This window comes from Novipirellula sp., from assembly GCF_041583735.1.
GTDB lineage: Bacteria > Planctomycetota > Planctomycetia > Pirellulales > Pirellulaceae > Novipirellula.
On record NZ_JBFHFD010000516.1, the window covers coordinates 1 to 6,163 of the forward strand.

A 6,163-nucleotide genomic window follows, 5' to 3' on the forward strand; every position below is an offset into this window, starting at 1 on the left:
TCTCCGTGTCTCCGTGTCTCCGTGTCTCCGTGTCTCCGTGTCTCCGTGTCTCCGTGTCTCCGTGTCTCCGTGTCTCCGTGTCTCCGTGTCTCCGTGTCTCCGTGTCTCCGTGTCTCCGTGTCTCCGTGTCTCCGTGTCTCCCTGTCTCCCTGTCTCCCTGTCTCCCTGTCTCCCTGTCTCCCTGTCTCCCTGTCTCCCTGTCTCCCTGTCTCCCTGTCTCCCTGCCGCCCGCTCGTCTTCAAACCTTTTCCAGTCCGCAACGTGCATCGGAGTGGCTAGCCGTTCTTTGTAGCCGCCCCAACGACGATTGGAATTGAGTAATGAAGAGAACCGCTGTCAAAGTAGGCATTGACATCGTAAAGATTTACACCAACGTCTTCACGAATCATACGACGAATTCGCTCCGCACCACCCTCAACCGGAAATGAAGCCTGAATTTGATCTTCTAATGCAAGATCAACTTTGTACTCCGCGAATTGCACCGAAGACAAAGCTGAATCAATAAACAAGGCGGAAAATTCATCGCGGCTAAGTGCATGAACGTGAGATGGATCACGCAGCATCTCCAATTTGTCGTAGTTGATCGTTTGGGGTTCAGGGAGCGAGACGTCGGCAACAACCACACGCCCACCCGGCATACAGACCCGAATCAATTCCTTCATCACAGCAGCAGGTTGACGGAAGTGATGGAACGAATAGCGAGTCAAGACGAGCGAAAATTCATTGTCGTCAAAAGGCAGAGGCAACGCAGTGCCTTCGATCCAGTTTGCGTTCGTGATGCCACGTTCGGCCTGAAGTTGCGTAGCTTGTCGGATCATTTCAGGAGTGAGATCAAGACCAGTAACATGCCGCACCGACGGCGCAAAGTGGCAGGCAACGATACCAGGGCCGCAGGCTACGTCGAGCATTATGGTGTTTTCGTCAGGGCACGCCAAATCCGCAAGAATGTCCAACGCAGTCGAATGTCCAGGCAGCTTTGCGAAGGGAATGGCTTGTTGCGTAAATTGTTCAATAGTCAAAGTCTCGTGCTGTTTGGCGTCCATTTGTTCCCTAGTGTGAAATATGACGGAAGTGCAATAGTCTTAGTCGCTTGGAGCTTTGGACGCACAGGCAGGTTCGCGCCATCCAAATCGGATAACGATAAAATTCACTCGACGGCGGGAGTTGATCATCCACTTCGAAACGCACGACTTCGCCGCTCGGGTGCACTGGAGGGTTCCCCGCTCTATCCGTCCGATTGACGATTCAGTGCTGGGTCACCACGTTCGGAATTAAGTGCGATCAGTGCATCCGCGCCGGCGTCAGTCAAACGATAAGTATCGTTCGCGTATTCGATCTTGCCCGCAATCCAATTGTGATGAGTCAAGAATGTGAGCGTTGAAAGATTGCCCGTTTCAATAAAGAGGTAGTTGGAAACGCAATTCGGACGTCGAGCTACGGCAGCAAGCCATTCGTGTGCCTTCGTCTTGTCTTGATCAGGCAAGTCTTCAAATTCAGGTGCAATTTGCGAATAGCTCACCGGTGTCGCTGGCGAATCGGGATAGTTGTGGTCATGTAGAAATACGCAGCCGCAAGCATCACAATCGCACTTCATCTGAGGTGCTGGAATTTCGGCTTGGCAAGCAGGGCATGTCGCGGTTTGCAAACTAGTTCTTGTGCGTCAGGCCGGGTGAACTGTAGTCAGTCGGGGAACGCCCGCCGTGACCGGGGACGGCGGTTTGATTGTCCATTTGTAAACGCCTCATGCCGTTGCACGTCATGGGTCGTCGATGTTGTAGGTCTCGCTTCGTGCCCATCCGTAACGTGTACTTCCCGGTTCCGCATGTCCTGCGGCAACGTGGAAAGAGATCGTAACGGATAGGCCCTGGACTCGCGCATGCGGGATTGCAATCGAATCCGTTAAGGCCATGCTTTCCCCCGGGCCAAGTCCTGTATCGAAATAGTCCGCGATTCCGCTGCTCTCAAATCTCAGTGCAGCATTAGGTTCGGCGCTAGTCGTGTAGTAACCGGAAGTGTCCGTGTGTTGTGCGAGAAACCTCAGCCATTCGCCTCCAGTGTTCCGTAACGTTCCGTTAATCGCAATTTTAGTCGTACCGTCACCTTGGTCGGATGCGGTCACACGAACGTTCTCGAATTTAAGCGAAGGTCGAAAGGGACGAAGTGCGGGGACAAGGACGCCGAATACGATCGCGGAAATCGCAATCAAGAATAGAACCGATTTGATCGAGAAACGTTTCAAACGTCGCGTAAAATCCGGTTACTAATGTTCAACGAACGTTTCGAATCACACGGCGACGGCGAACGATGTGAACACAGAATACAACTTAACTCCGTCGCTCGCGTGCATTCGCTGGTTCGTCGCAGACAACAACGTCGAGATCAGTCATGACCGGCACGAGAAATGAGTGACCGTATTGTCTTCCGATCAGTCGAGTCGCTCAAAAGCCTTACAGCCCCGTCGGCAATCAGTATGTTCACACCGCCAGCATGAAAGGAGAACAAACCATGACCATTGTCCTCGTTGATTACGTATTCGACGCGGAGCACGAGGTGCTGTGCATGGGTCGACACAGCCCACGCTGCCTGATGGTGATCCGGCATGCCGGCCGACACAGTGAACGGGATCATGGGTTTCCCTGGATGATGACGGTCAGGTCGACCAGCTCTTTCTCCCACAAGCAGCGTGTTCGACAATCCATCGGTGATGTCCGAGAACCGCCGCTTGGGATACCGCACCTGCCCACTGTCCGAATGCTTTGGTTCGCCCCAACCGCCGAAATCCGCTTCTAACCAACTTCCTGACTCGGGGCACATCCCAACAATGGCGGCATAGTCCGTTCGTGCGGCCGTACCTGTCGGTTGACTGAATACGCCATTGGCATCCCGCCAAAGATTGAGACCAGGAACGATTTCAGTCGGCGTACTGGTTGATGGACACTCAAACACAGGGATTCGGAGATTGATCACATCTTGGTTCTCTGGACTCGTCGAAGCCAGATCGATCCTAAGAGCCTGCAGCACGTCATTCCGGCCCAGTTGAGGCAAGACAGCGGAACGCCAAGAGTGGCAATGAAATTCGTTAATCGGGGACGGAGAATAGTTGTAGAGACCAGGAACTTGCCTGTGGCTAGAGTGGTAGTTCTGAATAGCGAGCCCGAGTTGCCGCAGGTTGTTTTGGCACTGGCTTCGACGCATCGCCTCACGAACTCGCTGGATCGCCGGAAACGCGATCGCGATTAGAATGCCGACAATTACAATCACAATGATCAGCTCGAACAAGGTAACGCCATTTCGCAATCGGATCATTTAGCTCAAACTTTTGTCGGGAAACGATAACGATCACGTGGTCGCGGCGATCGACTCACCACTTCAATAATATCAGCTCGGCGACTCAGATGCATCGTCTGGTGCTTCCTTTTTGCGGCACAAATTCAATTGTATCGCAAGAGCTAATCGAGCACCAATTCTGCACTCATCTCGTTTGCGAATCGTTTTGCGATTTCGTGGACGTAGGATTCTTGACCCTCTGCGCAGTTCACCAGGACGACGCCCAAATCGTCATCCCAATCTGGGCCAGGATAGGAAAACGAAGACCAGACGAATCGCCCGACTACCTCACCGTTCCGTTTGATTGCGCGTTCGTCGGGAGGCAATCGAAGTGGCATCGGCTCTCCATTCGCCGGGTGGCATCCCATTCGAGATAGTGGCTCAGTGAGTGACGGATCGGATTTTGCGATGCTAATCCAATGCGCACGTCGCATTTGATGTTCGCCGTTTTCGAGAAGCTGAATCTGGGCCATCTTGATTAATATCAAAGTGGGGTTGGTGGATGCATCTGTGATACGCTGGCACCCAATCGTTGCCAGAAGAATGGAAACAGCGAAAAACCGTGCGGTCACTTTAATGGCAGAACGGTGGTGGTCACCTGGCGGCGACCCAAGATTTTGTGCTCACGAAAACACGTTGCCGTCGCTCGGGTGCACCATACTGGTTCTTGCGATAGGCTTGCGTGGCGGACGAACCGCCAATCCGACGGCGCTCAACGAACCTCAGGATAGCGAGCGAAGGAGGCACGAACAACAAACGACAATGAAGAACCGGAAACGCAGCGATCTAGCGGCGTGGCATTCCAGGCGTTATTAACAACCACAGATACACGCAGATGCACACAGATACGATTCGCGATCAACCACATCTGTGTCCATTTGAGTTAATCTGTGGTTAAATCCAACCACGCATCGGTCCGACAAGAAGGCCTGAACTATCAGGAAATTTTCATGAAAGTGACGTTCGCCCGATACGATGTCACTGCCGACGTTAACTGGAAAAAACGTTCGAGACCTGAGCAACCATTTCGCCCTCGTTAGGGTGTGCACGATCCCGCAAGAACGGCGGCCGTCACCTGGTCGCGTCGAAAAAGTCTACCATCGCCAAAACGTTTGACACGCGATTCCGGTGCACGGGATTGTTACCTTCCCGCTAGCAGGCTCTATGCCGGTCTCGCCACTGCGTCGCGTTCGGCAAAATCGATCCATTGCATGGCCGAAGCGACCGCAAAACTCCGAAGCCAATTGTGAGCGAGGGACGTTCGCCTGCCAGCCAGAATCACTGCACAGGTTAGTTTCGAAATCGGTTTAGCAGTGACTGCAGTTCATCATGATTCTCAGATGTCGTTAAAATGACAATTGAGCTGTTCTGGGGGTAGGGAGCCATTGCCGACGTTCCACCAGCTGCCTCCCAGCTTGTCGGTGAGATCGCGGATTCAATCAGGGTCATGAGCATCTCAGGGCTCCACTTTCCATCCTTCGTCCAAACCGGAAGATCCGCTGTGCGATAAGTGACGGGATAGGTTTTCGCGACTTCTTTTGCAGGGATTGGGTTTTCGGCAAACGCGAGAGGCAGGATCCAAGGCGACGACACCGCGGCAAGCAGTAGAATAGTGGTTAACGAAAAAGCAACTTTAGGTAAACGCATCGAATTCTCCAGTAGCGGTTAAGGTGGTGTCTTAAAAATTACACAAACGCGACCTCGTGAGAAATAGCAATTACTATAAATCAAAATCACTCAGTCAAATAACGTCCGGCGTCACCGGGGACGGCGGTTTGATTGTCCATTTGTAAACGCGCCACGCCGTCCTCCGGTGGACGTCATGGTTACCCGCCATTCGCCACGTCAATTTTGTGTTGAATCGCCGAAATGCAGTTTGCAGCATAGGTCGCGTGTTCAGGCCACTGACTGGCAATGTCCCGGAACGCATGAATTGCATCGAGCCAATCCCCGAGTTTATCAAGCCTTGATGCGGCGTCTATTGCATCGTCAGCAGTGAGTGCTGACGGCGCTGGCGCGTCCACCTCACCGAAGTCAAAATCCTCCAGCCAATGATCACCGCCAACGTCCATGAACGCATTGCATTTCGGGCAGTTCTGAGTCGTCCCGTCCTGAGAAGCTGGGAATTCGCTCGAAACACCGCACTCTTCGCATTCAGATTCGATTGGAGGAAGATTGCTCAGGTCTTTGCGGCGTCGATCACGTTGAGTCTCAAATTCGCGCAGTAGGTCAACGGCCGATTGGAGGTCCGTTTTGTCGACGAACACTTGCGGTTTGTGAAATTGGCTAATCGCTCCAAATGCGAAAAGACTGACGCCGGAGTTATCCTCGACGGCGTATGCACGAACGCCATGCGACTGAAGCCAGGTTACCACCGAATGAGCTTCAAGATTGCCGTTGGCAGTATACGCGAGTGTCGGCGTCTCAAGTGAGTCGCGATCGTCGTTGATCGACGGTACGTCCGATGATTGGCCAGAGGTATCCGACGGCGGTTCGTATGGATTGCGTGACAAGGTCGGCTATGCAGTTGCGTGGAGTAAAATCAGGTCAGTCGGCTAACGTTTGAATTCACCGAGAACGCGCGGTGGACATTGATTTGGAGAACAACTGCGCCGCGTCCTTCGGTGCAATTCTTGGTTCTGGCTGTTCGTCGTACTCGTGCTCGTACTCAGCATCGCGGTACTCGTACTCGTCAGCAGCATTGTACTCCGCGCTGGATTCGGAGACAGCGTCGGTGCGGGCGATCGGCAATGTTCAGCGGAATCGATTGGGCGGCGCGAAGCCATTGGTCGCGCGCACGACGATGAAGGCCGACAAGATCCCTCGCGACGGCGAA

The 6,163-nt window shown here is 53.3% G+C and carries 6 protein-coding genes; all 6 read right to left on the bottom strand.

Translation table 11 applies throughout. From position 1 onward, the window contains the following. Positions 1-275: 275 nt before the first annotated feature. The 6 genes from ABX962_RS27165 to ABX962_RS27190 all read right to left on the bottom strand — a co-directional run bounded on the left by ABX962_RS27165 (position 276) and on the right by ABX962_RS27190 (position 5,840). The gene (locus tag ABX962_RS27165) at positions 276-1,043 is read right to left on the bottom strand and encodes a class I SAM-dependent methyltransferase (protein WP_372724108.1); all 768 of its coding nucleotides are present in this window, start codon (positions 1,041-1,043) and stop codon (positions 276-278) included. Between the two features lie 182 nt (positions 1,044-1,225). Next, positions 1,226-1,594 carry a hypothetical protein gene (locus ABX962_RS27170; protein ID WP_372724110.1) on the bottom strand — a complete coding sequence of 123 codons (369 nt, stop codon included), beginning with the start codon at positions 1,592-1,594 and terminating at the stop codon, positions 1,226-1,228. A 162-nt stretch (positions 1,595-1,756) separates the two neighbouring features. Then, positions 1,757-2,206: a hypothetical protein gene (locus ABX962_RS27175; protein WP_372724112.1), complete on the bottom strand. Its 450-nt coding sequence runs from the start codon at positions 2,204-2,206 to the stop codon at positions 1,757-1,759. A 173-nt stretch (positions 2,207-2,379) separates the two neighbouring features. Further along, complete coding sequence (locus ABX962_RS27180; RefSeq protein WP_372724114.1) at positions 2,380-3,306, bottom strand: DUF1559 domain-containing protein; 927 nt, start codon at positions 3,304-3,306, stop codon at positions 2,380-2,382. 1,311 nt (positions 3,307-4,617) lie between these two features. Continuing rightward, positions 4,618-4,974 (bottom strand): hypothetical protein, encoded by a 357-nt coding sequence (locus ABX962_RS27185; RefSeq protein ID WP_372724116.1) that lies wholly within the window; start codon positions 4,972-4,974, stop codon positions 4,618-4,620. A 179-nt stretch (positions 4,975-5,153) separates the two neighbouring features. Continuing rightward, positions 5,154-5,840 (bottom strand): hypothetical protein, encoded by a 687-nt coding sequence (locus ABX962_RS27190; protein WP_372724118.1) that lies wholly within the window; start codon positions 5,838-5,840, stop codon positions 5,154-5,156. Positions 5,841-6,163: the final 323 nt, after the last annotated feature.

Excerpts from the sequence above, each read along its gene's own strand:
- ABX962_RS27185 (WP_372724116.1), bottom strand. The coding sequence starts at position 4,974 with ATGCGTTTACCTAAAGTTGCTTTTTCGTTAACCACTATTCTACTGCTT.
- ABX962_RS27170 (WP_372724110.1), bottom strand. The coding sequence starts at position 1,594 with ATGAAGTGCGATTGTGATGCTTGCGGCTGCGTATTTCTACATGACCAC.
- ABX962_RS27180 (WP_372724114.1), bottom strand. The coding sequence starts at position 3,306 with ATGATCCGATTGCGAAATGGCGTTACCTTGTTCGAGCTGATCATTGTG.
- ABX962_RS27165 (WP_372724108.1), bottom strand. The coding sequence starts at position 1,043 with ATGGACGCCAAACAGCACGAGACTTTGACTATTGAACAATTTACGCAA.